The 23,843-nt window shown below is 58.7% G+C and carries 21 protein-coding genes and 1 pseudogene; 7 read left to right on the top strand and 15 right to left on the bottom strand.

Annotated features, from left to right (window positions below; translation table 11 throughout):
* The first annotated feature begins 34 nt into the window (after nucleotides 1-34).
* Complete coding sequence (gene cysG, locus C2E16_RS01925; protein ID WP_084970199.1) at nucleotides 35-1,399, top strand: siroheme synthase CysG; 1,365 nt, start codon at nucleotides 35-37, stop codon at nucleotides 1,397-1,399.
* A 95-nt stretch (nucleotides 1,400-1,494) separates the two neighbouring features.
* Here cysG and trpS read toward each other — a convergent pair whose 3' ends face one another.
* The 12 genes from trpS to pilM all read right to left on the bottom strand — a co-directional run bounded on the left by trpS (nucleotide 1,495) and on the right by pilM (nucleotide 11,389).
* Nucleotides 1,495-2,499, bottom strand: a complete 1,005-nt coding sequence (gene trpS, locus C2E16_RS01920; RefSeq protein WP_038629717.1) for a tryptophan--tRNA ligase — start codon at nucleotides 2,497-2,499, stop codon at nucleotides 1,495-1,497.
* An 18-nt stretch (nucleotides 2,500-2,517) separates the two neighbouring features.
* Complete coding sequence (locus tag C2E16_RS01915; protein ID WP_084970200.1) at nucleotides 2,518-3,195, bottom strand: phosphoglycolate phosphatase; 678 nt, start codon at nucleotides 3,193-3,195, stop codon at nucleotides 2,518-2,520.
* Complete coding sequence (gene rpe, locus C2E16_RS01910; RefSeq protein WP_038629714.1) at nucleotides 3,179-3,865, bottom strand: ribulose-phosphate 3-epimerase; 687 nt, start codon at nucleotides 3,863-3,865, stop codon at nucleotides 3,179-3,181. Before rpe ends, C2E16_RS01915 begins: the two co-directional genes overlap by 17 nt.
* A gap of 66 nt (nucleotides 3,866-3,931) precedes the next feature.
* Nucleotides 3,932-4,744: an adenine-specific DNA-methyltransferase gene (dam, locus tag C2E16_RS01905; protein WP_038629713.1), complete on the bottom strand. Its 813-nt coding sequence runs from the start codon at nucleotides 4,742-4,744 to the stop codon at nucleotides 3,932-3,934.
* A gap of 178 nt (nucleotides 4,745-4,922) precedes the next feature.
* A complete protein-coding gene (locus tag C2E16_RS01900) occupies nucleotides 4,923-5,915 on the bottom strand; it encodes an SPOR domain-containing protein (protein ID WP_084970201.1) in 993 nt (330 codons plus the stop codon).
* 61 nt (nucleotides 5,916-5,976) lie between these two features.
* Complete coding sequence (aroB, locus tag C2E16_RS01895) at nucleotides 5,977-7,065, bottom strand: 3-dehydroquinate synthase (protein WP_084970202.1); 1,089 nt, start codon at nucleotides 7,063-7,065, stop codon at nucleotides 5,977-5,979.
* A gap of 40 nt (nucleotides 7,066-7,105) precedes the next feature.
* Nucleotides 7,106-7,627: a shikimate kinase AroK gene (aroK, locus tag C2E16_RS01890; RefSeq protein ID WP_038629709.1), complete on the bottom strand. Its 522-nt coding sequence runs from the start codon at nucleotides 7,625-7,627 to the stop codon at nucleotides 7,106-7,108.
* 361 nt (nucleotides 7,628-7,988) lie between these two features.
* Nucleotides 7,989-9,215 carry a DNA uptake porin HofQ gene (gene hofQ, locus C2E16_RS01885; protein WP_071883730.1) on the bottom strand — a complete coding sequence of 409 codons (1,227 nt, stop codon included), beginning with the start codon at nucleotides 9,213-9,215 and terminating at the stop codon, nucleotides 7,989-7,991.
* A 1-nt stretch (nucleotide 9,216) separates the two neighbouring features.
* The gene (locus tag C2E16_RS01880) at nucleotides 9,217-9,543 is read right to left on the bottom strand and encodes a HofP DNA utilization family protein (RefSeq protein ID WP_038629708.1); all 327 of its coding nucleotides are present in this window, start codon (nucleotides 9,541-9,543) and stop codon (nucleotides 9,217-9,219) included.
* On the bottom strand, nucleotides 9,521-10,030 hold the full coding sequence (locus tag C2E16_RS01875; protein ID WP_052133996.1) for a HofO family protein: 510 nt from the start codon (nucleotides 10,028-10,030) through the stop codon (nucleotides 9,521-9,523). Before C2E16_RS01875 ends, C2E16_RS01880 begins: the two co-directional genes overlap by 23 nt.
* Nucleotides 10,023-10,562, bottom strand: a complete 540-nt coding sequence (locus tag C2E16_RS01870; protein ID WP_084970203.1) for a PilN domain-containing protein — start codon at nucleotides 10,560-10,562, stop codon at nucleotides 10,023-10,025. The genes C2E16_RS01875 and C2E16_RS01870 overlap by 8 nt, the downstream gene beginning before the upstream one ends.
* The gene (gene pilM, locus C2E16_RS01865; protein ID WP_038629706.1) at nucleotides 10,553-11,389 is read right to left on the bottom strand and encodes a pilus assembly protein PilM; all 837 of its coding nucleotides are present in this window, start codon (nucleotides 11,387-11,389) and stop codon (nucleotides 10,553-10,555) included. Before pilM ends, C2E16_RS01870 begins: the two co-directional genes overlap by 10 nt.
* Nucleotides 11,390-11,509: 120 nt before the next feature.
* On the opposite strand from pilM, the pseudogene mrcA reads away from it, so the two are divergent.
* Nucleotides 11,510-14,058 (top strand): annotated as a pseudogene (gene mrcA / locus C2E16_RS01860) (peptidoglycan glycosyltransferase/peptidoglycan DD-transpeptidase MrcA).
* Nucleotides 14,059-14,127: 69 nt separating this feature from the next.
* Here mrcA and nudE read toward each other — a convergent pair.
* Entirely contained in the window at nucleotides 14,128-14,694 is a 567-nt protein-coding gene (gene nudE / locus C2E16_RS01855; RefSeq protein ID WP_038629704.1) for an ADP compounds hydrolase NudE, read from the bottom strand.
* Nucleotides 14,695-15,103: 409 nt separating this feature from the next.
* On the opposite strand from nudE, the gene C2E16_RS01850 reads away from it, so the two are divergent.
* The 5 genes from C2E16_RS01850 to pckA all read left to right on the top strand — a co-directional run bounded on the left by C2E16_RS01850 (nucleotide 15,104) and on the right by pckA (nucleotide 21,364).
* The gene (locus C2E16_RS01850) at nucleotides 15,104-17,242 is read left to right on the top strand and encodes an intracellular growth attenuator family protein (protein WP_038629703.1); all 2,139 of its coding nucleotides are present in this window, start codon (nucleotides 15,104-15,106) and stop codon (nucleotides 17,240-17,242) included.
* 53 nt (nucleotides 17,243-17,295) lie between these two features.
* Nucleotides 17,296-17,976: a GMP/IMP nucleotidase gene (yrfG, locus tag C2E16_RS01845; RefSeq protein WP_038629702.1), complete on the top strand. Its 681-nt coding sequence runs from the start codon at nucleotides 17,296-17,298 to the stop codon at nucleotides 17,974-17,976.
* Nucleotides 17,977-17,992: 16 nt separating this feature from the next.
* Nucleotides 17,993-18,394 (top strand): ribosome-associated heat shock protein Hsp15, encoded by a 402-nt coding sequence (gene hslR, locus C2E16_RS01840; protein WP_038629701.1) that lies wholly within the window; start codon nucleotides 17,993-17,995, stop codon nucleotides 18,392-18,394.
* A 26-nt stretch (nucleotides 18,395-18,420) separates the two neighbouring features.
* The gene (gene hslO / locus C2E16_RS01835) at nucleotides 18,421-19,302 is read left to right on the top strand and encodes an Hsp33 family molecular chaperone HslO (RefSeq protein ID WP_038629700.1); all 882 of its coding nucleotides are present in this window, start codon (nucleotides 18,421-18,423) and stop codon (nucleotides 19,300-19,302) included.
* A 442-nt stretch (nucleotides 19,303-19,744) separates the two neighbouring features.
* On the top strand, nucleotides 19,745-21,364 hold the full coding sequence (pckA, locus tag C2E16_RS01830; RefSeq protein ID WP_038629699.1) for a phosphoenolpyruvate carboxykinase (ATP): 1,620 nt from the start codon (nucleotides 19,745-19,747) through the stop codon (nucleotides 21,362-21,364).
* Nucleotides 21,365-21,418: 54 nt separating this feature from the next.
* Here the strand turns inward: pckA and envZ are convergent, their stop codons facing one another.
* Together envZ and ompR are read right to left on the bottom strand one after the other, a co-directional pair.
* Nucleotides 21,419-22,783 carry a two-component system sensor histidine kinase EnvZ gene (envZ, locus tag C2E16_RS01825; RefSeq protein WP_038629698.1) on the bottom strand — a complete coding sequence of 455 codons (1,365 nt, stop codon included), beginning with the start codon at nucleotides 22,781-22,783 and terminating at the stop codon, nucleotides 21,419-21,421.
* A complete protein-coding gene (gene ompR, locus C2E16_RS01820) occupies nucleotides 22,780-23,499 on the bottom strand; it encodes an osmolarity response regulator transcription factor OmpR (protein WP_038629697.1) in 720 nt (239 codons plus the stop codon). The genes envZ and ompR overlap by 4 nt, the downstream gene beginning before the upstream one ends.
* Nucleotides 23,500-23,843 lie beyond the last annotated feature (344 nt).

Raw genomic sequence — 23,843 nt, 5'->3', positions numbered from 1 at the left:
ATAACAAAATCAAACCGCTACGTCGGAGAACACCATGGATTACCTACCTTTATTCTGTCAGCTGCGCGGCAAAGTCTGTTTGCTGGTTGGCGCGGGCGAGGTCGCCGCACGCAAAGCGCGTCTGCTGCTGGACGCCGGCGCCCGGCTGCGGGTTTGCGCCCTGACATTCAGCGCGCCTTTTTATGAATGGCAGCAGACGGGCGAAGCCGCGCTCTTACAACAGCCCTTCTCCCCTGAGCTGCTGGATGAATGCTGGCTGGTGATTGCCGCCACCAGCGATGAAAAGGTCAATCAACAGGTGAGCGATGCGGCGGAAGCGCGCCGTCTGTTTTGCAATGTGGTGGACGCGCCGACTCAGGCCAGCGCCATTATGCCTTCGATTATCGACCGCTCGCCGCTGATGATCGCCGTCTCCTCCGGGGGACGCGCGCCGGTGCTGGCTCGTCTGCTGCGGGAGAAGCTGGAGGCGCTGTTACCGCAGCATCTCGGCAAGCTGGCAACGCTGGCGGGCACGCTGCGCGAACGGGTGAAACAGCACTACCGCACCGGCGCGGAACGCCGCCGTTTCTGGGAAAAGCTGTTTGTCAGCGATCGTCTGGCGCAGTCGTTGGCCAATAACGACGCGCAGCAGGCGGAGGCGCTGACCGATGCGCTGTTCGCGCAGCCGCTGGATAACCGCGGCGAAGTGGTGCTGGTCGGCGCCGGGCCGGGCGACGCCGGGCTGCTGACGCTGAAGGGGCTGCAACAGATTCAGCAGGCGGATATCGTGGTCTACGATCGCCTGGTCTCCGATGAGGTCCTGGCGCTGGCGCGCCGCGATGCGGAGCGGATTTTCGTCGGCAAGCGCGCCGGTCATCACTGCGTGCCGCAGGAGGAGATCAATCAGATCCTGTTGCAGCAGGCGCAGCGCGGCAAGCGTGTGGTGCGGCTGAAAGGTGGCGATCCTTTTATCTTTGGACGCGGCGGCGAGGAGCTGGAGATGCTGGCCGGCAGCAATATTCCCTTCTCGGTAGTGCCCGGCATTACCGCCGCCTCCGGCTGCTCGGCCTACAGCGGCATTCCGCTGACGCACCGCGACCATGCGCACAGCGTGCGCTTCGTTACCGGCCATCGCAAACAGGACTTTGCCCTGGACTGGGCCAACCTGGCGGCGGAGCAGCAGACGCTGGTCTTCTATATGGGGCTGTCACAGGCAGGCGAGATCCAACAGCAACTACAGGCGCACGGCATGGCGGCTTCCATGCCGGTGGCGCTGGTGGAAAACGGCACCAGCACGCGTCAGCGCGTGGTGTGCGGCGAACTGCATCAGCTGGAAACGCTGGCGGCGCAGGTCAATAGCCCAAGCCTGATTATCGTTGGTCAGGTGGTTGCGCTGCGCGATACGCTGCGCTGGTTTTAACCTCAACGCAGACGATAAAAAAGGGCGCCGCTAAGGCGCCCTTTTGTTATGCGAAACAGCTATCAGGACGCAGCGGCCTGGCCGCCCTGCGTCGCTTACGGCTGCGCGACGAAGCCTACCGCCTCGTAGACTTTCTTTAGCGTTTCCTGCGCATGCGCGCGCGCTTTCGCCGCGCCGTCACGCATCACCTGCTGCAGGAAAGCCTCATCTTCGCGGTAACGCTGATAGCGCGTCTGCAGCTCGCTCAGCATGCCGGAGACCGCCTCGGCCACTTCGCCTTTCAGGTGGCCGTACATTTTCCCTTCGAACTCCTGCTCCAGCTGGCTGATGCTTTTACCGGAAATGGCGGAGAGAATATCCAGCAGGTTAGAAACGCCCGCCTTATTCTGCACGTCGTAACGCACCACCGGCGGCTCGTCGGAGTCGGTTACCGCGCGCTTGATCTTCTTCACCACCGCTTTCGGATCTTCCAGCAGGCCGATCACGTTGTTGCGGTTATCGTCCGACTTGGACATCTTCTTCGTCGGCTCCAGCAGCGACATCACGCGCGCGCCCGATTTCGGAATAAACGGCTCCGGCACCTTGAACACCTCGCCATAGATGGCGTTGAAGCGTTGGGCGATATCGCGGCTCAGCTCCAGATGCTGTTTCTGATCTTCGCCGACCGGCACCTGGTTGGTTTGATAAAGCAGAATATCCGCCGCCATCAGCACCGGATAATCAAACAGGCCGGCGTTGATGTTCTCTGCATAGCGGGCGGATTTATCTTTGAACTGGGTCATGCGGCTCAGTTCGCCGAAATAGGCGTAGCAGTTCAGCACCCAGCTCAGCTGCGTATGCTCCGGCACGTGCGACTGTACGAAAATGGTGCTTTTCTGCGGGTCAATGCCGCACGCCAGATAGAGCGCCAGCGTATCCAGCGTGGCTTTGCGCAACGCGGCGGGATCCTGACGAACGGTAATTGCGTGCAGATCGACGATACAGTAAATGCAGTGATAATCGTCCTGCATCTGGACCCACTGACGCATAGCTCCCATGTAGTTACCAATGGTCAGTTCGCCGGAGGGCTGTGCGCCGCTAAATACGATGGGTTTGCTCATGCTTTTACATCCTGATAATTACCGCCCCAAAGCGGGCATAAGATCGTTGAAATCGTCCAGAACCAGATCCGGTTCGCTGGTGGCGATAGGCTCGCCGTAGTTATAGCCGAACGACATGCCCACGCAGGGGCAGCCAGCCGCTTTTGCCGCCAGAATATCATTACTGGAATCGCCGACAAACAGCAACTCCTGTGGCAGCAGGCCAAACTTGCCTAATACTAAAAACAGCGGCGCCGGATGCGGTTTTTTCGCCGCCACGTCATCACCGCCGATCACCAGAGAGAAGCAGTGTTCTATGCCGAGCGAGCGCAGCAGCGGCGCCACGAAGGGCGTCGGCTTATTGGTCACCAGCGCCAGCGGCAGCTTCGCGGCGGCCAACTTCTCCAGCGTTTGCGCCACATGCGGAAACAGCGTGGTGCCCGCTTCCGCCGTGTCGGCATAATATTTATCGAACAGCGCTCTGGCTTCGCGCAGCAGTTCGGCGTCGGGCTGGCGCTGTTGTGCCCAGCACAGCGCGCGTTCGACCATCACATCGGCGCCGTTGCCGATCCAGGTCGCTACCCGCGCCGCGCCCGCAGCGGGCAATTGCAGGGCATTAAGCGCCAGGTCGATCGCATCGGCAAGGCCAGGCACGCTGTCCACCAGCGTACCGTCAAGATCGAACGCCAGCGCACGAATATCAGTGAAACGCGCCATGACGACTCTTCTCCAGTTCATTGCGCATCGCGTCGATCACTTCCTTGTAGTCGGGCTGGCCAAAAATCGCCGAGCCAGCGACGAACATATCCGCGCCCGCCGCCGCGATTTCTGCGATGTTCTCCACCTTCACGCCGCCGTCCACTTCAAGACGGATATCGTAGCCGCTCTCGTCAATGCGCTTGCGCGCCTCGCGCAGCTTGTCCAGCGTGCCAGGAATAAAAGACTGACCGCCGAAGCCAGGATTGACCGACATAATCAGGATGATGTCCAGCTTGTCCATCACATAGTCCAGGTAGCTCAGCGGCGTAGCCGGATTGAACACCAGCCCCGCCTTACAGCCGTGCTCTTTGATCAGCTGCAGGCTGCGGTCGATATGCTCGCTGGCTTCCGGGTGAAACGTAATATAACTGGCGCCCGCTTCGGCGAACTGAGGGATCAGGCTGTCGACCGGCTTCACCATCAGGTGCACGTCAATCGGCGCGGTAATGCCATAGTCGCGCAGCGCTTTCAACACCATCGGCCCCATCGTCAGGTTGGGCACATAATGGTTATCCATCACGTCGAAATGCACCACGTCGCCGCCCGCAGCCAGCGCTTTCGCGGCGTCTTCGCCCAGGCGGGCAAAATCCGCTGCGAGAATTGAAGGGGCCAGCAAAAATCGTTTCATCCGTATCTCCCACTGTATGCGCCAGTAACACTACTGACAGATTGCGCTGGTCGCGGACGAAACCGGCTAGCTAAACAGCGCCAGCAGCTCGTCTACTTTGGTGCGACCACTCATGCTTCTGCTGATTGAGCGGCGTGCTTTAACCACATGCAGCGCCGCCTCCTGGTACCAGAGCCGCGTCAGCTCGGTATCGTGATTGGAAATCAGCACCGGAATGCAGCTCTCCTGCGCCAGTTTGACCGCCAGCTCCGCGAGATGCTGCTGCTCGCGCAGGCTGAAGCTGTTGGTATGGTAGGCGGTAAAATTTGCCGTCGTCGACAGCGGCGCATAGGGCGGATCGCAATAGACCACCGATCCCGCCTGCGCCTTGCTCAGGGTAACATCGTACGATTCACAGACAAAGGTAGCTTTTTGCGCGCGCTCAGCGAAGCCGTAGAGCTCTTCCTCTGGAAAATAGGGCTTGCGGTAGCGGCCAAAAGGCACGTTGAACTCGCCGCGCAGGTTGTAACGACACAGGCCGTTATAGCCGTGGCGATTGAGATAGAGAAACAGCAGCGCGCGCTGATAAGCATCGCTACTGGCATTAAACTCGCTGCGGTGCGTGTAGTAAGCGTCCGCCTCGTTGCTGCGCGGCGTAAAAAGCTGGCGCGCGTCATCGACGAACTCGGCGGTGCGCCCTTTAACGATGTTATACAGGCTGATCAGATCGTTATTGATGTCTGCCAGCACATAGCGCGGATAATCGGTGTTAAGAAACACCGAGCCAGCGCCGACAAAAGGCTCGACCAGACAGTCGCCTTGCGGCAAATGACGACGAATATCCTCTAACAGCGGATATTTGCCGCCCGCCCATTTCAGGAAAGCGCGATGTTTTTTCATGCCGTCGTTTTGGTTACTTCTGTTCATCTGGCTGTGGCTATAGCGACAGCATATCTGCGCTTATGAATCCTTCTGACAGCAAAGATGGCAACCAGGTTGCCATCTTAAGGGCCGTCGAACCGGCTGAGACGACGCGCTGCCAGAGTGCGCCGCCGCAGGAACAGCTGCGGAAATCCGCTTAGCGTCCCGCCTCTTTCTTCACCTGACTGACAGGCTTAACCCAGGGCTTTTGCGCCTGGACTTCCGCCGGCAGCGAGGCAACGGCGCGCTTAGCATCGGCTGGCGTGGCATACGAGCCGCTTACCAGCACGTACCATGGCTGACCGTTGCGGGTGGTTTGATAGACATGGTAGTTACTCAGATTCTGTTTTTTCGCCCACGCGTTCAGCGTATCGGAACGTGAGGCGCTGCTCAGCTGCAATGTATAGCTGCCGCCCGGCGTACTCTGGCTCGTGGCTGACGCGGAAGGGGCGCTGCTGTTGGCGGCAGGCTTGCCGCTCAGCTTCGCGGTCGGCGCATTGTTCGCTTTCGCGGACGACTGGCTGGCGGCTGGCTTATGCGTCTGCGCGGGTTTTACGCTGTTCTGGGCGCTGCTCTGACGCGGCGCGGAGACAACGTGATTGCTGTTGAGGTTGCCGCTATTGCCGCCACTGACCGTTGCCGGCGCGGTCGGCAGAGAACTGCCGCCCATCGCGCTCTGCGCGGCGGAATCCATCTCTCCCTGTTGATTGGTCAGGGCATTGTTAAGATCGCCAGGCAGTTCGACGCGCTGCTGATTCTGCGGCGATTCAATCGGCGCTGCCTGGGTCGGCGTAGAGGAAACGGGCGGAACGGAAACCGGCTGAGGTGACTGCGATGCCACGTCGTTCGGCGCGCCGTTATTCTGGCCGCCCATCGGCGTCGAGCCGGAAAGATCGATATTGCGTTCAGCGCCGCCGCTGGCTGCGCCAGAACCTGACTGCGCGGTCGGCTTGTCGCTATCCGGGCCGTTCAGCGCGGAGCCAATGCCGATCACCAACAGCACTAGCACCAGCACGCCAATGCCCATCATCATTCGCTGACGCGATACCGGCGTTTTCGCTCCAGGCGCAGAAGACGTTTTGCGAGGCCGCGTCGGACGGCGATCGCTGGTGTCAGGTTTTAACTCGTCTTCCGGTTTAAACTCATCCATTCAACCTCCCCGTCTTACGGCAAACGCCGCCAGCCTCTCCCGGCTGCGGCCTGTATCACTGTCACGCCTTACGGCACTCTTCAATTGCGGCAAGCACAATATCATGCGCCACGCCGCTGCGCACCTCGGCTTTGCCGATAGCCAGCGGCAGCACCAGACGCAGCTCGCCCGCCAGCACTTTTTTGTCGCGCAACATATGCGGCAGATAGTCCTGCGCCGTCATCGCCTCCGGTCCGTGAACCGGCAGACCGGCGCGCGTCAACAGGCGGATAATGCGGTCAGTATCGCCTGCGCTGAACTGGCCCAGGCGTTCCGCGGTGCGCGCGGCCATCACCATCCCGGCCGCTACCGCTTCGCCGTGCAGCCAGTTGCCATAGCCCATATGCGCTTCGATGGCGTGTCCGTAGGTATGGCCCAGATTGAGCAGCGCCCGTAGACCAGTCTCGCGCTCATCCGCCGCCACGACTTCCGCCTTCAGCTCGCAGCAACGGCGAATACACTGCGCCATCGTCGCGTCATCCAGCGCCATCAGAGCATCGATATTTTGTTCCAGCCAGCTGAAAAAGTCGCCGTCGAGAATAATGCCGTACTTGATGACTTCGGCCATGCCGGAGGCCAACTCGCGCGGCGGCAGGCTGCGCAGACAGTCGAGATCGATAACCACCGATGCCGGCTGCCAGAACGCGCCGATCATGTTTTTGCCCAGCGGATGATTGACGGCCGTTTTTCCTCCGACGGAGGAATCAACCTGGGAAAGCAGCGTCGTCGGCACCTGAATAAAGCGCACGCCGCGCTGATAGCTGGCCGCAGCGAAACCGGTCAAATCGCCGATTACGCCGCCACCCAGCGCCACCAGCGTGGTGTCGCGGCCGTGAGGCTTTTGCAGCAGAGCGGTAAAGACCTGATCCATCACCGCCAGGGTTTTATACTGTTCGCCATCGGGAAGGATAACCTGATCCACCTTGACCCCTGCGTCCTCCAGCCGCTGTCGCAGCGAGGCCAGATAGAGCAGAGCCAGCGTTTCATTGGTAACCAGCATAGCCTGGTCGCCTGCTTTCAACGGCCAAAAGGCGGCCGCTTCGTTAAACAGACCGGCGGCGATGGTGATCGGGTAGCTTCGCTCCCCAAGGGTAACGGTGATCCTCTCCATGACGCTGTATAACCTTTTCGCTATGCCCTCAGGCGATGAATTAGTTCTTTTCCAGTAAATTAATGATCTGATTAGCTACCACTTTCGCACTTTGATCATCGGTGCGGATGGTGACATCAGCGATCTCTTCATACAGAGGATTACGTTCATCCGCCAGCGCTTCCAGCACTTCGCGCGGCGGCGTATCAACCTGTAATAAAGGACGCTTTTTATCGCGCTGCGTACGCGCCAGTTGCTTCTCAATAGTGGTTTCGAGATAGACCACAACACCACGGGCGGAGAGACGATTACGAGTTTCGCGGGATTTTACAGAGCCGCCGCCGGTAGCCAGCACGATGCCCTGTTTTTCTGTGAGTTCATTGATGATTTTTTCTTCACGTTCGCGAAAACCTGCTTCGCCTTCAACGTCAAACACCCAGCCCACATCCGCTCCGGTACGTCGCTCAATTTCCTGATCGGAATCATAAAATTCCATATTGAGTTGCTGAGCTAACTGACGACCAATAGTGCTTTTGCCGGCACCCATAGGCCCAACCAGAAAGATATTGCGTTTCTCTGCCATTTTTTCGGTATTACTAAGACAATGCGTTGATGATACCCCGTCTGCAACGGCCGGGCCGCTGGCGGGACATGAACTGAAACCTCATGAGCGATAGTGCGAGAGTCAGATGAAAAATTATCTCAACACTCAAGGTCGTTTGGCAACCGAATAAATTGCCCGGATCAGGACACGCAACCAACACGCGTCACACAGTTCGCTAAGAGTCAAAACCGCCGCCCTTCAGGCAGCGTCCTGTCACGGTATCGTGGCGACAAACACTGCGTTTGCCCTGCCATAAGTCAAAATCGCTAAACCTTGTAAGCTAATTCCGCCCCTGCGTCAAACGCATATGATACTCAGCCGGGAAAAAATGCGCTGCTGGTTACTCTTCGCGCACCAGGCGCGGCGTAATAAAAATCACCAGCTCCCGACGCGTGTCGTTGTGAATCTTATGACGAAAAAGCGCGCCCAGCAGCGGTATATCGCCCAACAGGGGGACTCTATCATGATTACGCGATGATTCCTGTTGAAATATGCCGCCCAACGCCACCGTTTGACCGTCCTTAAGCGTAACCTGCGTCGTGATTTCCTGCTTATTAATTGTCAGGATCTCTCTGTCGCCATTGTTGATATTGCGGCCCGGTACGTTCTGACTGATGTGCAGCGCCAGGCGAATGCGGCCGTTCGGCTGCACGATCGGCGTCACCTCCATTCCCAGCACCGCCTCTTTAAACTCAATGCTGGTGGCGCCGTCGCTGCCGCTGGAAACCTCATAAGGAATCTCCGTTCCCTGCTTAATGCTGGCCGGTTGTTGATGCGCGGTAATTAAATGGGGGCTGGCAATAATCTCAATCTGGTTCTCCTGCTCCAGCGCGCTCAATTCCATATTGAGCAGGCGACCGTCCAGCCGCGCCAGCGTCAGGCCCGCAGCGAGAGAGGGCGACGCTGCGGCCAGATTAATGTTCAGCGCGGGATTGCGCAGCGCCTGGTTGATTGCCTCCTCGCCGGAAAGTTGCCAGCTGACGCCCAGCTCATGCAGATGCGCTTCGCTGATGCTGACGATATGCGCCGTCAGCTCAACCTGCTCCAGCGGCACGTCCAGCGCGCGAATCCACGCTGTCACGCTGTTCAACGCCGTTGCCGTGTCGCGCAGCAGCAGCGAATTGGCGCGCGCGTCCACGGTAATGCTGCCGCGCGCCGTCATCAGCTTAGCGCGTTCGGCCTGCAGGCTGGCGTTAACGGCGCTCACATCCGCATGTTGCAGCGCCACCACCCTGTCCTGCAACGGCTGCTGCTGCGCCTCCTCGAGGGCTTCCTCCCGCCGCCAGCCTTGCGGGAACACCAGCAGCACGCCCTCTTCCCGCTCAATCTTCAGCCGCGCCATACGCGCCAGCAGCGTCAGCGCCTGCTGCCAGGGCACATCGCGCAGGCGCAGCGTAATTTCGCCCTCAACGCCCGGCGCTACCATTAAATTGAGCTGTTGATAATCGGCCAGCGCCTGTAGTACCTGCTCGACAGGCGCATCCTGAAAGGCAAGAGAAAGCGGTTCTTCGCGGCCATGAACGGCGGCGCTGAGCAACAGCAGCAACGCAATGACGTGCCTTGTCATACTATTTTCCTTCAATTTGCAGCGTTATCCGCTGCGGCACACAGCCCGACGACGCGCTGAGCGTCAGACGAAACGGCGTCAGTTCCTCAATGCGCCAGCCTGTAAAAGGCGAAGGGCTGCCATGCGCGACGGGCACGACTTCGCCCTGCGTTGAACGCAGCCAGCCGATATAGCGTTTATCCCTGCCGACCATCCCCAGCAGCCGCCACTGCGCTAAAGGTTCGGCAGACGATACACAGAGCGGCGGCGGCGCGGCGAAAGGATCGCGCGCGGCAGCGTTTAGCGCGCAGCTGAGCAACAGGCCGCTAATCCCGAGAAATTTCATCATCAAACGCCAGGTGAAAAGTCGCTTGCAGCCGCGCATCCTTGCGCCGCACTGTAAAAGCGGTCAGTGCGGGCGCCGGTTCACAGGCAATCAGATAGGCGAAAAGCTGCTTTAGCTGTTGCCAGTTCAGCCACAGCTGCAGCTGGCTCTCCCGCGCTCCTGGACGCCACTGCTCCAGTTCGCCACCGCTGCGTCGCAGCAGCGTATAGAGGGAGAACGGCTCGCCGTCACGCACCATCTCTTTTAGCCGCTGCTGGTTGCGCAGCTCCAGTGACTGTAGTCCGGGCTGGCGCAGCAGTGGCGTTAACTGCCGTTGATACTGCTGGCGCTGCTGCGCCGCCTCACGCCTCGCCTGCTGCTGCTGAGCGCGCGCGGGCGTTATCGAGAGCCAATGAACGATCAGCGCCAGGCCGAGCAGCAATCCGAGCAGGCTAAGCCAGCGCAGCTTTTCCGGCAGCGCAAACCACCGCAGCAAAAAGTCATTATTCATTTTTCACCTCGCTTTTGCCTGCCACGAGAATAAAGCGGTAGAGGCCGACAGCGTTTTTTTGCAGGCCATCGGAGCGCCAGGGCTGTAAAAAAGGCAGCTGCCGGAGCCGCTGGTGCAACAAGCGGGTCGCTTCAGGGTGGAAGCTCATCCCTTCGATACGCAGCGTACGCTGCTGGTGCGTTAACGCCGACAGCCACAGCTCGTCCGGCACGCTGGCCTCAAGCCGCGCCATTAACGTCTGCCATTCGGTTAGCTGCTGGCGTCTGCTCAGACGCTGCGTCGCTTGCTGTTCCAACATCCGCGCCTGTTTCTGTAATGCGGCATATCGCTGCGTAAGCTGATGCGCCTGCTGCCGTGCCGCTTGCCACAGCGCCAGCTGTTGCCGCCACTGTTGCGCCTCAAGCGTCAGGCTCTGGTGCCACAGCAACAGCGTCGACAGCATTATCAGCGCCAGCACGACGCTGAGCCTGCCCCAGCGCAGAAGCTGGCGTCGTAGCGCCCGTTGGCGCCAGTCCAACAGGTTCACGCGCATTCGTAGCAATCCTCCGCGCGCAGCGCCAGGCCGAGCGCAAGCGTAAAGCAGCCGCTGCTGTCGGGCAGCGGCGGCTGCATCAACTGCAACAGGCTTAACGGCTGCAGCGGCTGCATCCCCGCCAGCGTCTCTCCTGACAGGCTGGCGCTAAACCAGAGATGACGCGCGCCAGGCAATATCTGCGCCAGCGCCTCGCTTTCCATCGAGAGCGTGCCGGGCGCCCAGCCGGAAACCGCCTCCGGCTGGGCGGGCATATACCACAGCCAGTGGTCGCTGAGCTGATGAATCAGCGCCGCATCCTCTGGCAACCGCATCAGCTTGCCGACGGTCACCAGCGCGCCGCAGGTCAGCTCGACCACATCGGGCGTCAGCCCGGCCTGTTTCAGCGTCGACAGCCACTGTTGCAGCACGCTCCGGCGCGCGGCGGTCAGGCAAAGGTGCCGCTGCGGCAGCGAAACGTCGCGGTAATCCAGCGCCAGCTCGCTGGACGCCAGCGGGAAAAGACGTTCCGCCGCAGCGGCGGCATAGCGCCCCAGCGCCGGTTCGCGCAGCGTTTGGACGGGCGCAGGCAGGTAGCGTTGCAGCACCGCCTGGGATGGAAAGCCTACGCGTAAAGAGACTGAGCGGGGAAGTTGACGACGCCAGTGCCGCAGCAGTGCGATCAGCTGCGGCGACCCTTGCAGCGCGCCATGGGATAATGTGTCGTGCGGCAGCGCATGGCGCCACCAGTGACGCAGCTGCCAGCCATGGCGGCGTCGTTGAATGCCTAAAGCGCAGAGTTGCCCGTTCTGAATATCAAGCCCTACCTGCCATTTCTGAAAAGCCATTTTTGCGCGATCTCCATATCGTCATAATATAAAAGGACGTATCAAAGCGTCTGGCTTGCCTTTATACTACCGCGCGATTGTTTATAAACTGCCCAAACGACATAAAATGGGAAATCTCAGGTGAAGTTCGTAAAGTATTTATTGATTCTTGCAGTGTGTTGCATTTTGCTGGGCGTCGGCTCGGTTTACGGGTTGTACAAATACATTGAGCCGCAGCTTCCGGATGTGAACACGCTGAAGGATGTTCGTCTGCAAACCCCAATGCAGGTTTACAGCGCCGATGGTGAGCTTATCGCCCAGTATGGCGAGAAGCGCCGCATCCCTTTGACGCTGGCGCAGATGCCGCCTGAGCTGGTTAAAGCCTTTATCGCTACCGAGGACAGCCGCTTCTACGAACATCACGGCGTCGATCCCATCGGCATTTTCCGCGCCGCCAGCGTCGCGCTGCTCTCCGGGCACGCCTCGCAGGGCGCCAGTACCATTACTCAGCAGCTGGCGCGTAACTTCTTCCTCAGTCCTGAACGCACGCTGATGCGTAAAATTAAGGAAGCGTTTCTCGCTATCCGCATTGAACAGCTACTCAGCAAAGATGAAATTCTTGAGCTCTATCTGAATAAGATCTATCTGGGTTACCGCGCTTACGGCGTCGGCGCCGCCGCACAGGTCTATTTCGGTAAAAATATCGATCAGCTGACCCTGAGCGAAATGGCGATGATCGCCGGGCTGCCGAAAGCGCCATCTACTTTCAACCCGCTCTATTCCCACACCCGCGCGCTGGCGCGTCGGAACGTGGTGTTGTCGCGTATGCTCGATCAGAACTACATCTCGCAGCAGCAATATATCGAAGCGCGCAGCGAACCGCTGGAAGCGAGCTACCATGGTCCTGAAATCGCCTTCTCCGCGCCCTACCTGACGGAGATGGTGCGCCAGGAGATGCTGAAGCGCTACGGTGAAAACGCCTATAGCGACGGCTTCAAGGTCTACACCACCGTGACCCGCAAACTGCAGCTGGCGGCGCAGGAAGCGGTGCGCAACAATGTGCTGGCCTACGATATGCGTCACGGCTATCGCGGCCCGTCGAATGTGTTATGGAAAGTAGGCGAACCCGCCTGGGACACTACGCAGATTCTGAAAACGCTCAAAGCGCTACCGGTCTACGGCCCGCTCTGGCCTGCCGTTGTCACCTCCGCCAACAGCAATGAAGCGACCGCGCTGATGCGCGACGGCAGCAGCGTCTCGCTGACGATGGACGGCGTGCGCTGGGCGCGCCCCTACAAATCCGATACGTTGCAGGGCCCTGTTCCGCGCAGCGTGACTCAGGTGGTGCAGCCGGGTCAGCAGATTTGGGTGCGTAAAGTAGATAATGACTGGTGGCTGGCGCAGGTGCCGGACGTGAACTCCTCGCTGGTCTCTCTCGATCCGCACGACGGCGCCGTGCGTGCGCTGGTCGGCGGCTTCGACTTTAATCAAAGTAAATTTAACCGCGTCACGCAGTCGCTGCGTCAGGTGGGCTCAAATATCAAGCCCTTCCTCTATACTGCGGCGATGGATCGCGGCCTGACGCTGGCATCGATTCTGAATGACGTGCCGATTTCACGCTGGGATGCCGGCGCCGGTTCCGACTGGCGGCCCAAAAACTCCCGGCGACCTATGATGGCCCGATTCGCCTGCGTCAGGGGTTGGGACAGTCGAAAAACGTGGTGATGGTGCGCGCGATGCGTGCAATGGGCGTGGATTACGCGGCAGAGTATCTGCAACGTTTCGGCTTCCCGGCGCAAAACATCGTCCGCACGGAGTCGCTGGCGCTGGGCGCGGCCTCCTTTACGCCGATGCAGATGGCGCGCGGCTATGCGGTAATGGCCAACGGCGGCTTCCTGGTCGACCCTTACTTTATCAGGAAGATCGAAAACGAGAACGGCGAAACGCTGTTTGAAGCCAAACCGCGCATCGCCTGCCCTGAGTGCAACCTGCCGGTGATTTACGGCGAGACCAAAAAAGCGGTCGCGCTGGGCGAGGAGAGCGTGGAAAACGTCGCAACGTCGCAGCAAAACCGCAATCCTGCCGTCCCGCAGCCAGCGCTGCAACAGGTCGGCGCGGCGCAGGCCGCAGAGTCGCAGCCGTACGCGCCGCATGTGATCAATACGCCGCTCTCATTCCTGATTAAAAGCGCGCTGAACTCCAATATCTTCGGCGAGCCGGGCTGGATGGGCACCGGCTGGCGCGCAGGGCGCGATCTGAAGCGCAACGATATCGGCGGTAAAACCGGCACCACCAACAGCTCGAAAGACGCCTGGTTCTCCGGTTACGGCCCTGGGGTGGTGACTACCGTCTGGATCGGCTTCGACGATCACCGCCGCGATTTAGGGCGCACCACCGCCTCCGGCGCGCTGAAGGATCAGGTTTCCGGTTATGAAGGCGGCGCCAAGAGCGCGCAGCCAGCCTGGGACGATTATATGAAGGCGGCGCTGGACGGCGTGCCGGAGCAGCCGCTGACGCCGCCGCCGGGTATCGTGACGGTGACCATTGACCGCAGCACCGGCAAACTGGCTAACGGCGGCGGCAATACCCGTCAGGAATATTTTATCGAAGGCACGCAGCCTACCGAATATTCTGTTCATGACGTGGGCACGACGCTGATGGACAACGGCGAAACCCACGAGCTGTTCTGACGGTTCGGCATAAAAAAAGGGGCGACTACGGTCGCCCCTTTTTATTGCGCGTCATCTGGAACACGCGCCTCAGTAAGCGAGGCGTTGCTGTTTCACCAACCACTCGCGCGCCAGGAACAGCGCGCTGACGTTGCGCGCCTCGTTAAAGTCAGGTTCCTGCAACAGCGCCATCAGGTTCTCCAGCGGCCAGCGGATCACCGGCAGCGGCTCTGGCTCATCCCCTTCCAGTTTTTCCGGGTAGAGACCTTCCGCCACCACAATATTCATTTTGCTGGAAAAATAAGAGGGCGCCATGGTCAGTTTGCTCAGCGACGCCAGCTCGGTCGCGCCGAAGCCCGCTTCCTCTTTCAGCTCCCGGTTCGCCGCTTCGAAAACCGTCTCGCCGGGATCGATCAGTCCTTTCGGGAAGCCCAGCTCATAGGTTTCCAGGCCGACCACATATTCCTGAATCAGCAGCAGATGGTTGTCGATAATCGGCACGATCATCACCGCTTCGCGCTCTGAAGGCCGCATACGTTCATAAACGCGTCGCGCACCGTTGCTGAACGCCAGATCCACCGCCTCGACGGTAAACAGGCGCGAACGGGCAACGGGCTCGACACTTAAAATTTTGGGCTTTTCTAATTCTCTAGACATGGGGACCCCAGATAAAGCGCGGTTGATGATCGCCGGCCGGCCGTCGTCATGACATCAAGTTCGGCAAAAAGACATTGTGCGACAGGCATCACGGGAATCCAATCATCATATGGTTTAATTTACTTTTTTATAACAAATGCTTGTAGAGAACGCGGAAAAAAATTTATGCCAAAGTCAACACACCAGAAAGAAATAGGATAATGCCGATATTTTCCTGTACAGCTGACAGGTAATATTTCAATAAGGATTTCTGTCTGATAGTTCTAATTTTATGATTTTGTGCGCTATTTTAGTCATCAGGTTGGTTGCCACTACTGCCCAATCCCGCCAAAATTAGTACACTCCCTATAACATAGCCCGGAGCGAGCAAGAATAGTGACGGCAGCAGTTTGGCTGGAATGAGCATAGCATGAACACAATAATCATAATTCTGGGTGTAATGCTGACCTGCTCAATTATCGCAGGTGTCTGTTTTTGGTACGCTATGCGGCATCGTCCGCCTTTGGCGAAGCCGCTGCCATTTATCAGTCCGCCGCACCGTCATCTGACGGCGGAAGAGCGTGAAGCGGTAGAACGCTATCTCGATACGCTGGCAAAGAAGCAGCGCACTATCCAGCCCGGCGGCGCCAGCGCATCGCCGGAAATGCTGACGTTAAGTTCGCAAAGCAACAAAGTTTATCCCGTTACCCGCGCCATCACCCGTTACGGCCTCTCTACCGACGATCCGCAAAAGTGGCGTTACTATCTCGACGCGCTTGAGGTTCATCTGCCGCCGCTATGGGAACAGTATATCGCCGAAGAGAACTTCGTTGAGCTGATTAAAACCCATTCCATTCCGCTGGTGATTTCCCTCAACGGTCATTCGCTGGTCAACTACGCCGGCGAACAGAGCATGTTGCCGACGATGGTGCGTCCCAGCGCCACCAACGCCTCGATCCGCCAGGAGCAGAGCGAAAACGTCGAGCTGCTTCAGGTGCGTAAAGAGACGCCGGAGGAGCATCGCCTGTCGCGCAGCGACGGCACGCGTGAAGCGGCGGTTATCTGCTGCGGCCTGTTGCTGCTGCTGATCAGCCTGCTGACGCCGCTGATTTTTATGCCGTGGCTGGTGAGCGCCAGTCTGTCGATGATTCTGGTCAGCCTGTGGTTTATGTACCGCCGCCCCCGCGAGAATGATCTGCGCGAAATTCACTGTCTGCGCGGTGCGCCGAAGCGCTGGGGGTTGTTCAGCGAATCGAACCAGGGCCAGGTCAACAACATCTCTCTCGGCATTATCGATCTCATCTACCCGCCGCACTGGCAGCCCTACGTCACGCACGACCTGGGGCAAGTTATCGATGTGGATATCTATCTGAACCGCCAGGTGGTGCGTCAGGGTCGCTTCCTGTCGTTACAGGATGAGGTGCGTAATTTCCCCATTCAGCGCTGGAAAAAGAATATGGTGCTGGCGTGCGGCTCGCTGCTGGTGCTGGCGCTGCTGATCAGCTGGGTGCCGTTGACTATGCCGCTGAAGCTCAGCGTGGCGTGGCTCACCGGCACAGAACGCATTCAGGTCAATACGGTCGCCGAACTGAAAGACACTACCCTGCACGTCGGCGACAGCTTAAAAGTCAGCGGCACCGGCATGTGTTCAGTGCCCGCCAGCTACCAGAGCAACCGCAGCTATGCCTTTATGCCTTTCGACTGCTCGGCCATCTACTGGAATATGGCGTCGCCGCTGCCGCTGCCGCAGTCGGAAATCATCGATAAGGCCTCTGCCCTGCTCAATTTAACCAATCAACAGCTGCATCCGCAGAACGGCGCCGACAGCAAACTTAACCCGCAGCTGGCCACCGCGATCCAGAAATCGGGCATGATTCTGTTGGACGACTTCGCCGATCTGGTGCTGAAAACGCAGGATCTTTGCAGCCAGCCGCAGGATTGCGTGCGGCTGAAAAACGCGCTGGTCAACCTTGGCAACGCCAAGGACTGGGAAATGCTGGTGCAGCGCGCCGGATCGGGCTCTCTTAACGGCATGAACGTGCTGCTGCGCCCGGTCAGCGCCGAAGCGCTGGAAAACCTGGTCAATACCGCGACCTCCACCTTTTTCTATCGCGAAACGCATCGCGCGGCGGAAGCCTTGAACAGTCCGCCTCCCGGCGGTTTCCTGATTGTCAGTGACGAGGGGCGCCAGCTGGTGAACCATCCGCAGCCGACCGTCTCGCTGTTTGATTTCAACGCGCCGGATCAGTGGCAGGAGCTGCAACGTCTTGCGGGCATGCTGCTGCATACCCCGTTCAGCGCGGCGGGCATCATCACCAACATCCATACCGACGCCAACGGCACGCAGCATATCGCGCTGCACAGCGAGCCCGACATGCTGACGCTCTGGCGCTATCTGGCCACCTCGCTGCTGCTGCTGGCGCTCTGTCTGAGCGTGTTGATCAACGGCCTGCTGGCGCTGAAACGCATCCACCGCAACCGCAAGCGCATCGTGGAAATTCAGCACTATTACGACAAGTGCTTCAACCACACACTGTCGACGATGCCCGATATGCGCCCCTTATTCTGACTCTTTCTTAACTATGCTACCCTGTCGCCCGTTTTGATTTGCGCGGAGGCGGCATGGCGATTGAGGTGAACTGGCGCGAGATTGACACCGTGCTGCTGGATATGGACGGCACCCTGCTCGATCTGGCGTTCGACAGCCACTTCTGGCTGACGCTGGTGCCCCAGTCTTTCAGTCAAAAGCGGGGCATCTCGCTCTCTGAGGCGAACCGACTCATCACGGCGAAATACCAGGCGGTGCAGCATACGCTAAACTGGTATTGTCTGGATTACTGGAGCCGCGAGCTGGAGCTGGATATCCGCGCCATGACCTGGGAAATGCGCAGCCGGGCACAGTTGCGTGAAGACACCCTTCCCTTTTTGCAGGCCTTACGCGCCTGCGGCAAGCGCACCATTCTGCTTACCAACGCGCATCCCTGGAATCTGGAGGTAAAGCTGCGGCAGACCGGCCTGGGCCAGCACCTTGATTTATTGCTTTCGACCCATACATTTGGCTTTCCGAAAGAAGATCAGCGCTTATGGCAGGCCGTGCAGCACCATACCGGCTTCGACAATCACCGCACGCTGTTTATTGATGACAGCGAACCGGTGCTGGATGCGGCGAAGCGCTGGGGAATTGCCTGGTGCCTGGGCGTTGGCAATCCCGATTCCGGTATGCCGACCAAAACCTTCGCTCGCCATCAGAGCGTAAATGATTACCGAACCTTTCTCGGCGCGCTGGCGCTCCAGAGGCGGTAAATCGACGGGAGCAGTGATGAAAGAAAAATCCGCAGAAGGCGTCCGGCTCGACAAATGGCTCTGGGCCGCACGCTTTTACAAGACCCGCGCGCTGGCGCGTGAAATGATCGAGGGCGGCAAAGTGCACTACAACGGACAGCGCAGCAAACCCAGCAAGCTGGTGGAGCTGGATGCCGAACTGAAGCTCCGTCAGGGCAACGATGAGCGTACCGTGATCGTTCGCGCCGTTACCGATCAGCGTCGTCCCGCGGCGGAAGCGCAGCAGCTTTACAGCGAGACGCCGGAAAGCATGGAGAAACGGGAAAAGATGGCGCAGGCGCGCAAGATGAACGCGCTCACCATGCCGCATCCCGATCGTCGGCCGGATAAAAAAGAGCGCCGCGATCTGATGAAATTTAAATTTTCTGGCGACGAATAACGCGCCGCCAACACGAGAGAAAAACTATGTCCCATCAAGACCAAATGCATCGTTACCTGTTCGAGAATCACGCGGTTCGCGGCGAACTGGTTAATCTGTCCGAAACATGGCGGGAGATTATCTCCGGGCATGATTACCCGCAGCCGGTCCAGCAGCTGCTGGGCGAACTGCTGGTAGCCACCAGCCTGCTGACGGCCACGCTGAAATTCGAAGGCGATATCACCGTGCAGCTGCAGGGCGACGGCGCATTGACGCTGGCGGTGATCAACGGCAACAACCGTCAGGAAATGCGGGGCGTGGCACGCGTGCAGGGCGAGATCGCCGACGGCAGCACGTTGAAAGAGATGGTCGGCAACGGCTATCTGGTGATCACCATTTCGCCGGAAAAAGGCGAGCGCTATCAGGGCGTGGTCGGTCTGGAAGGCGATACGCTGGCCGCCTGCCTGGAAGATTACTTTATGCGTTCCGAGCAGTTGCCGACGCGTCTGTTTATCCGCACCGGCGAGCATGAAGGACAGGCGGGCGCGGCGGGCATCCTGCTGCAGGTGCTGCCGGCGCAGAACGCCGATCAGGAAGATTTCAACCACCTGGCGATGCTGACCGAAACCATCAAAACGGAAGAGCTGATCGGTCTGCCAGCGAATGATGTCCTGTGGCGTCTCTATAACCAGGAAGAGGTGACCATTTACGAACCGCAGAGCGTCAGCTTTAAATGCACCTGCTCGCGCGAACGCTGCGGCGAAGTGCTGCGCACTCTGCCGCAGGAGGAGGTCAACCAGATTCTGGAAGAAGATGGCCAGATCGATATGCACTGCGACTACTGCGGCAGCCATTATGTTTACGATGCGGTCGACATCGCGGCAATCCGCAACGACGCTGGCAACAGCAGCAGCGAGCAGATTCACTGATCGCTTAGCGGATGCGTTGTCTTCCTTGCAGATGGCGAAACGCCTGATGCGACGGTAAAACGGACGCACACATGATAAAAAGGCGACTTCGGTCGCCTTTTTTGTTAACAAACGGCAATAGCGCGACGGGCCGCCAGCGGAAAATGAGATCGACTGGCCGTTGCGCTTAATACAGCAGAAAAGCCTGGCGGCCTGCGGAAAAAATAAAATGTTGTTTCATAATAACCGCGCAACAATCATAACTTTTCATCAGATTATGATGAATTTCTATAAAAAAACGTTTCGTCTCTCATTTCTGCCACTCTCTTCTTCCGCTGCATATTGACAGTAGTAGACTGCCGCAATTGTAAAGCTGCATGAATCGCTTCGTGCCGCTTTACGGCTCGTGGCAGCAAGTCCCCCCTACATTTGTTGCAGTACAAACCGATAAAGGAGCAGTAATATGCGCGCTAATGGCCTGACTCCCCAGGACCTCGTCGCTTATGGCATCACTGATACGGTTGAAGTCATCCATAATCCCGATTATGAAACTTTATTTAAGGAAGAAACCCTGCCCGGACTGTCAGGCTATGAGCGTGGCACGTTGACGCAATCCGGGGCGATCGCCGTGGATACCGGTATCTTCACCGGCCGTTCGCCAAAAGATAAATATATCGTGCGCGACGATACCACACGCGACACCCTGTGGTGGAACGATCAGGGCAAAGGCAAAAACGATAATCAGCCCCTGTCGCAGGAAACCTGGGAAGCGCTAAAGGGCTGCGTGACGCAGCAGCTCTCCGGCAAGCGCCTGTTTGTGATTGACGCCTGGTGCGGCGCCAACCCCGATACGCGCCTGAGCGTGCGCTTTATTACCGAAGTGGCCTGGCAGGCGCATTTCGTCAAAAATATGTTTATTCGCCCGGATGCGGAGAGCCTCGCCAGCTTCACGCCCGATTTTGTGGTGATGAACGGCGCAAAATGCACCAATCCCAACTGGCGGGAGCAGGGACTGCATTCAGAGAATTTCGTCGCCTTTAATCTCAGCGAGAATATGCAGCTGATCGGCGGCACCTGGTACGGCGGCGAAATGAAAAAAGGGCTGTTCGCAGTGATGAACTACCTGCTGCCGCTGAAAGGCATCGCCTCGATGCACTGCTCGGCCAACGTTGGCGAGCAAGGCGACGTGGCGGTCTTTTTCGGCCTCTCCGGCACCGGTAAAACGACCCTTTCTACCGATCCGAAACGCCAGCTGATCGGCGATGACGAACATGGCTGGGACGATGACGGCGTGTTCAACTTCGAAGGCGGCTGCTACGCGAAAACCATTAATCTGTCAGAGCAGGCGGAGCCGGAGATCTATCACGCCATCCGCCGCGACGCGCTGCTGGAAAACGTGGTGGTGCGCAGCGACGGCAGCATCGATTTTAACGACGGCAGCAAAACGGAAAACACCCGCGTCTCTTACCCGATCTATCATATCGATAATATCGTTAAGCCGGTTTCCAAAGCGGGACATGCGAAGAAAGTGATTTTCCTGACCGCCGATGCGTTCGGCGTGCTGCCGCCGGTATCCCGTCTCTCTTCCGATCAGACGCAGTATCACTTCCTTTCCGGTTTTACCGCTAAGCTGGCGGGCACCGAGCGCGGCGTCACCGCGCCGACGCCTACCTTCTCCGCCTGCTTCGGCGCCGCGTTCCTGACGCTGCATCCGACAAAGTATGCGGAAGTGCTGGTGAAACGGATGCAGGCGGCGGGCGCGGAAGCCTGGCTGGTGAATACCGGCTGGAACGGCACCGGCAAACGCATTTCGCTGAAGGACACGCGCGCTATCATCAACGCAATCCTGAGCGGCGAGTTGGACGGGGCGGAAACGCACACCCTGCCAATATTTAACCTGCAGTTCCCGTTAGCGGTGCCGGGCGTCGACAGCCACATTCTCGATCCGCGCAACACATGGGAAGATCCTTCTCAATGGGAAAGCCGCGCGCTCGATCTGGCGCATCGCTTTATCGCTAACTTTGAAAAGTATACCGATACGCCTGCGGGCGCCGCGCTGGTTTCCGCCGGCCCGCACATTTAAGCACCCTGCTGAAAACAAAAACCCCGCCGAACGGCGGGGTTTTTGTTTTGGGCCTTAGCTGACCACAGCAGGCGGCGAGCCGCTGGCGGCGGGCGGCGCGTCGCTTAAAGGCAGCCAGGCGCGTATGCGCAGGCCGCCGCGCTCGCTAACGCCGATATCCAGCGATCCCTGATGCGCATCGATAATACGCTGCACAATCGCCAGCCCCAGCCCTGTGCCGCTGGTGCTGCGCGCGCTGTCACCGCGCACAAACGGCTGAAACAGGTGCTTCAGCTGGTCCGGCTGAATGCCGGGGCCGTCATCCTCTACCTGAAACCAGGCGCGTTGCAACTCGCGGCCGCTGCTCACCTTAATCCAGCCGTTGCCGTAGCGCGCCGCGTTCACCACCATATTGGCCGCCGCGCGCTTGATGGAGAGCGGATTGATATCGAGCATCAGCTCTTCCGGCATGACCGCGTCTTCAATTTCCCGCTCATAGCCGCTTTCCGCCGCCACCACTTCATTGAGCACCGCGTTAAGATCGGCGCGTTCGGTCTGCATCTCCTGGCCGGTGCGCAGATAATCGATAAACTGCTCGATAATCGCGTTGCACTCTTCGATATCTTTGTTGATCGACTCGGCCAGATAGCCATCCTCTTCGCCCATCATCTCCGTCGCCAGACGAATGCGGGTCAGCGGCGTGCGCAGGTCGTGGCTGACGCCCGCCATCAGCAGCGTGCGATCGTCCGCCAGTTGTTTCACGCCCGACGCCATCTGGTTAAAGGCGCGCGTCACTGAGCGCACCTCCGAGGCGCCATATTCACGCAGCGGCGGCGGAATAATGCCTTTCCCCACCTGCAACGCCGCATGTTCCAGATCGACCAAAGGCCGGTTCTGAATGCGGATAAACAGCCAGGCGCCGCCGATCGCCAGCAGCATAATCGCCAGCGTATAGCGGAACAGCGGCGAGAAATCGCCCTGATGAATTTCCGTCAGCGGCACGCGCACCCAGATATCAGGCGATAGCCAGGTTTTCAGCCAGACCACCGGCGAATTTTTGTTGACCTCAACCCGCACGTCGGTCGGCCCGCCAAGCTGGCGCGCCATTTGATCGCTTAAAAACTGGTAATGCTGAGCCCAGCGTAATCCGCTCTCCTCCGCCGCCGCGTTGGTATAAAGAGAGATCCCCAGTTCGCGGTAGATTTCACGCCGGAACGCTGGCGGCACTTCGAGCTGCGTGCCGTCTTCCAGCTGGAGCCGGTCGGTCATCAACATGCGCACTTCATACGCCAGCACCTTATTGAACTGTTGCAGGCTGGGCAGAATGGCGAAGTTCAGCACCACCAGATAGGTGGTGACGAGGCTGACGAACAACAGCGTGACGATCAGCAGCAGCGTGCGCGCGAACGAACTGCGGGGAGAAAAGCGGAGTCGCTTCATGCTTTCGTGCCGTCCGGGACGAAGACGTAGCCCAGGCCCCAAACGGTCTGGATATAGCGCGGATGGGCCGGATCTTCTTCCACCATGCGGCGCAGACGCGAGATCTGCACGTCAATGGAGCGCTCCATGGCGCTGTACTCACGGCCACGGGCGAGGTTCATCAGCTTATCGCGCGACAGCGGCTCGCGCGGATGACTTACCAGCGCTTTCAGCACCGCGAACTCGCCGCTGGTCAGCGGCATCGGCTCATCTTCGCGGAACATTTCGCGGGTGCCGAGATTCAGTTTAAATTTACCAAAGGCGATCACCGCCTCTTCCTGCGATGGCGCGCCCGGCAGCTCGTTAGCCTGACGACGCAGCACGGCGCGGATGCGCGCCAGCAGCTCGCGTGGGTTGAACGGCTTTGGAATATAGTCGTCCGCGCCGATCTCCAGACCGACGATGCGATCGACCTCTTCGCCTTTCGCCGTTACCATAATGATCGGCATCGGATTGCTCTGACTACGCAGGCGGCGGCAGATAGAAAGGCCATCTTCCCCTGGCAACATCAGATCAAGCACCATCAGGTGAAAGGATTCGCGGGTTAACAGGCGATCCATTTGCTCGGCGTTAGCCACGCTGCGCACCTGAAAACCCTGCTCGGTCAGATAACGTTCCAGCAGCGCGCGCAGGCGCATGTCATCATCGACGACCAGAATTTTGTAGTTCTCTTGCATTTCGATACTCCCAAAGGCGCTATTGCCCGAGCTGGTATTGTTAAAAAAGAAGCGTAACTGTGACAGCCATTATTGGTTTATATTCTAGCCGAAATTGTTACAAAGCATATTAAACAGCAGCTTATCGCGCGTTTAATTCACTTTTACGCTATCGAATTATCCGCAACGCTGCGATCCGTCTTTTCTGAAATCGTGCCGGAAACTCTACTTTCTACTGGCTCGAATCGCCTGTCGAAGATATTTACTTAAAGAAACAGTAAGTTAGCATGACGGCTACAACATCTCTGTCGGGATGCGCTTTAGCCTGTCTGTTTTCATCGTCAGATTAGCGCGCCCTGAGTCCA

The sequence above is a fragment of the Mixta calida genome, from assembly GCF_002953215.1.
In the GTDB taxonomy this organism is placed as follows: domain Bacteria; phylum Pseudomonadota; class Gammaproteobacteria; order Enterobacterales; family Enterobacteriaceae; genus Mixta; species Mixta calida.
This window is presented reverse-complemented; position numbering and strand designations above follow the sequence as displayed.

Excerpts from the sequence above, each read along its gene's own strand:
- hslO (WP_038629700.1), top strand. The coding sequence starts at position 18,421 with ATGTCCCATCAAGACCAAATGCATCGTTACCTGTTCGAGAATCACGCG.
- dam (WP_038629713.1), bottom strand. The coding sequence starts at position 4,744 with ATGAAAAAACATCGCGCTTTCCTGAAATGGGCGGGCGGCAAATATCCG.
- cysG (WP_084970199.1), top strand. The coding sequence starts at position 35 with ATGGATTACCTACCTTTATTCTGTCAGCTGCGCGGCAAAGTCTGTTTG.
- C2E16_RS01880 (WP_038629708.1), bottom strand. The coding sequence starts at position 9,543 with ATGATGAAATTTCTCGGGATTAGCGGCCTGTTGCTCAGCTGCGCGCTA.
- pilM (WP_038629706.1), bottom strand. The coding sequence starts at position 11,389 with ATGGCTTTTCAGAAATGGCAGGTAGGGCTTGATATTCAGAACGGGCAA.
- hslR (WP_038629701.1), top strand. The coding sequence starts at position 17,993 with ATGAAAGAAAAATCCGCAGAAGGCGTCCGGCTCGACAAATGGCTCTGG.
- C2E16_RS01875 (WP_052133996.1), bottom strand. The coding sequence starts at position 10,030 with ATGAATAATGACTTTTTGCTGCGGTGGTTTGCGCTGCCGGAAAAGCTG.
- envZ (WP_038629698.1), bottom strand. The coding sequence starts at position 22,783 with ATGAAGCGACTCCGCTTTTCTCCCCGCAGTTCGTTCGCGCGCACGCTG.
- C2E16_RS01850 (WP_038629703.1), top strand. The coding sequence starts at position 15,104 with ATGAACACAATAATCATAATTCTGGGTGTAATGCTGACCTGCTCAATT.
- nudE (WP_038629704.1), bottom strand. The coding sequence starts at position 14,694 with ATGTCTAGAGAATTAGAAAAGCCCAAAATTTTAAGTGTCGAGCCCGTT.
- aroK (WP_038629709.1), bottom strand. The coding sequence starts at position 7,627 with ATGGCAGAGAAACGCAATATCTTTCTGGTTGGGCCTATGGGTGCCGGC.
- C2E16_RS01900 (WP_084970201.1), bottom strand. The coding sequence starts at position 5,915 with ATGGATGAGTTTAAACCGGAAGACGAGTTAAAACCTGACACCAGCGAT.
- C2E16_RS01915 (WP_084970200.1), bottom strand. The coding sequence starts at position 3,195 with ATGGCGCGTTTCACTGATATTCGTGCGCTGGCGTTCGATCTTGACGGT.
- trpS (WP_038629717.1), bottom strand. The coding sequence starts at position 2,499 with ATGAGCAAACCCATCGTATTTAGCGGCGCACAGCCCTCCGGCGAACTG.
- rpe (WP_038629714.1), bottom strand. The coding sequence starts at position 3,865 with ATGAAACGATTTTTGCTGGCCCCTTCAATTCTCGCAGCGGATTTTGCC.
- pckA (WP_038629699.1), top strand. The coding sequence starts at position 19,745 with ATGCGCGCTAATGGCCTGACTCCCCAGGACCTCGTCGCTTATGGCATC.
- hofQ (WP_071883730.1), bottom strand. The coding sequence starts at position 9,215 with ATGACAAGGCACGTCATTGCGTTGCTGCTGTTGCTCAGCGCCGCCGTT.
- aroB (WP_084970202.1), bottom strand. The coding sequence starts at position 7,065 with ATGGAGAGGATCACCGTTACCCTTGGGGAGCGAAGCTACCCGATCACC.
- ompR (WP_038629697.1), bottom strand. The coding sequence starts at position 23,499 with ATGCAAGAGAACTACAAAATTCTGGTCGTCGATGATGACATGCGCCTG.
- C2E16_RS01870 (WP_084970203.1), bottom strand. The coding sequence starts at position 10,562 with ATGCGCGTGAACCTGTTGGACTGGCGCCAACGGGCGCTACGACGCCAG.
- yrfG (WP_038629702.1), top strand. The coding sequence starts at position 17,296 with ATGGCGATTGAGGTGAACTGGCGCGAGATTGACACCGTGCTGCTGGAT.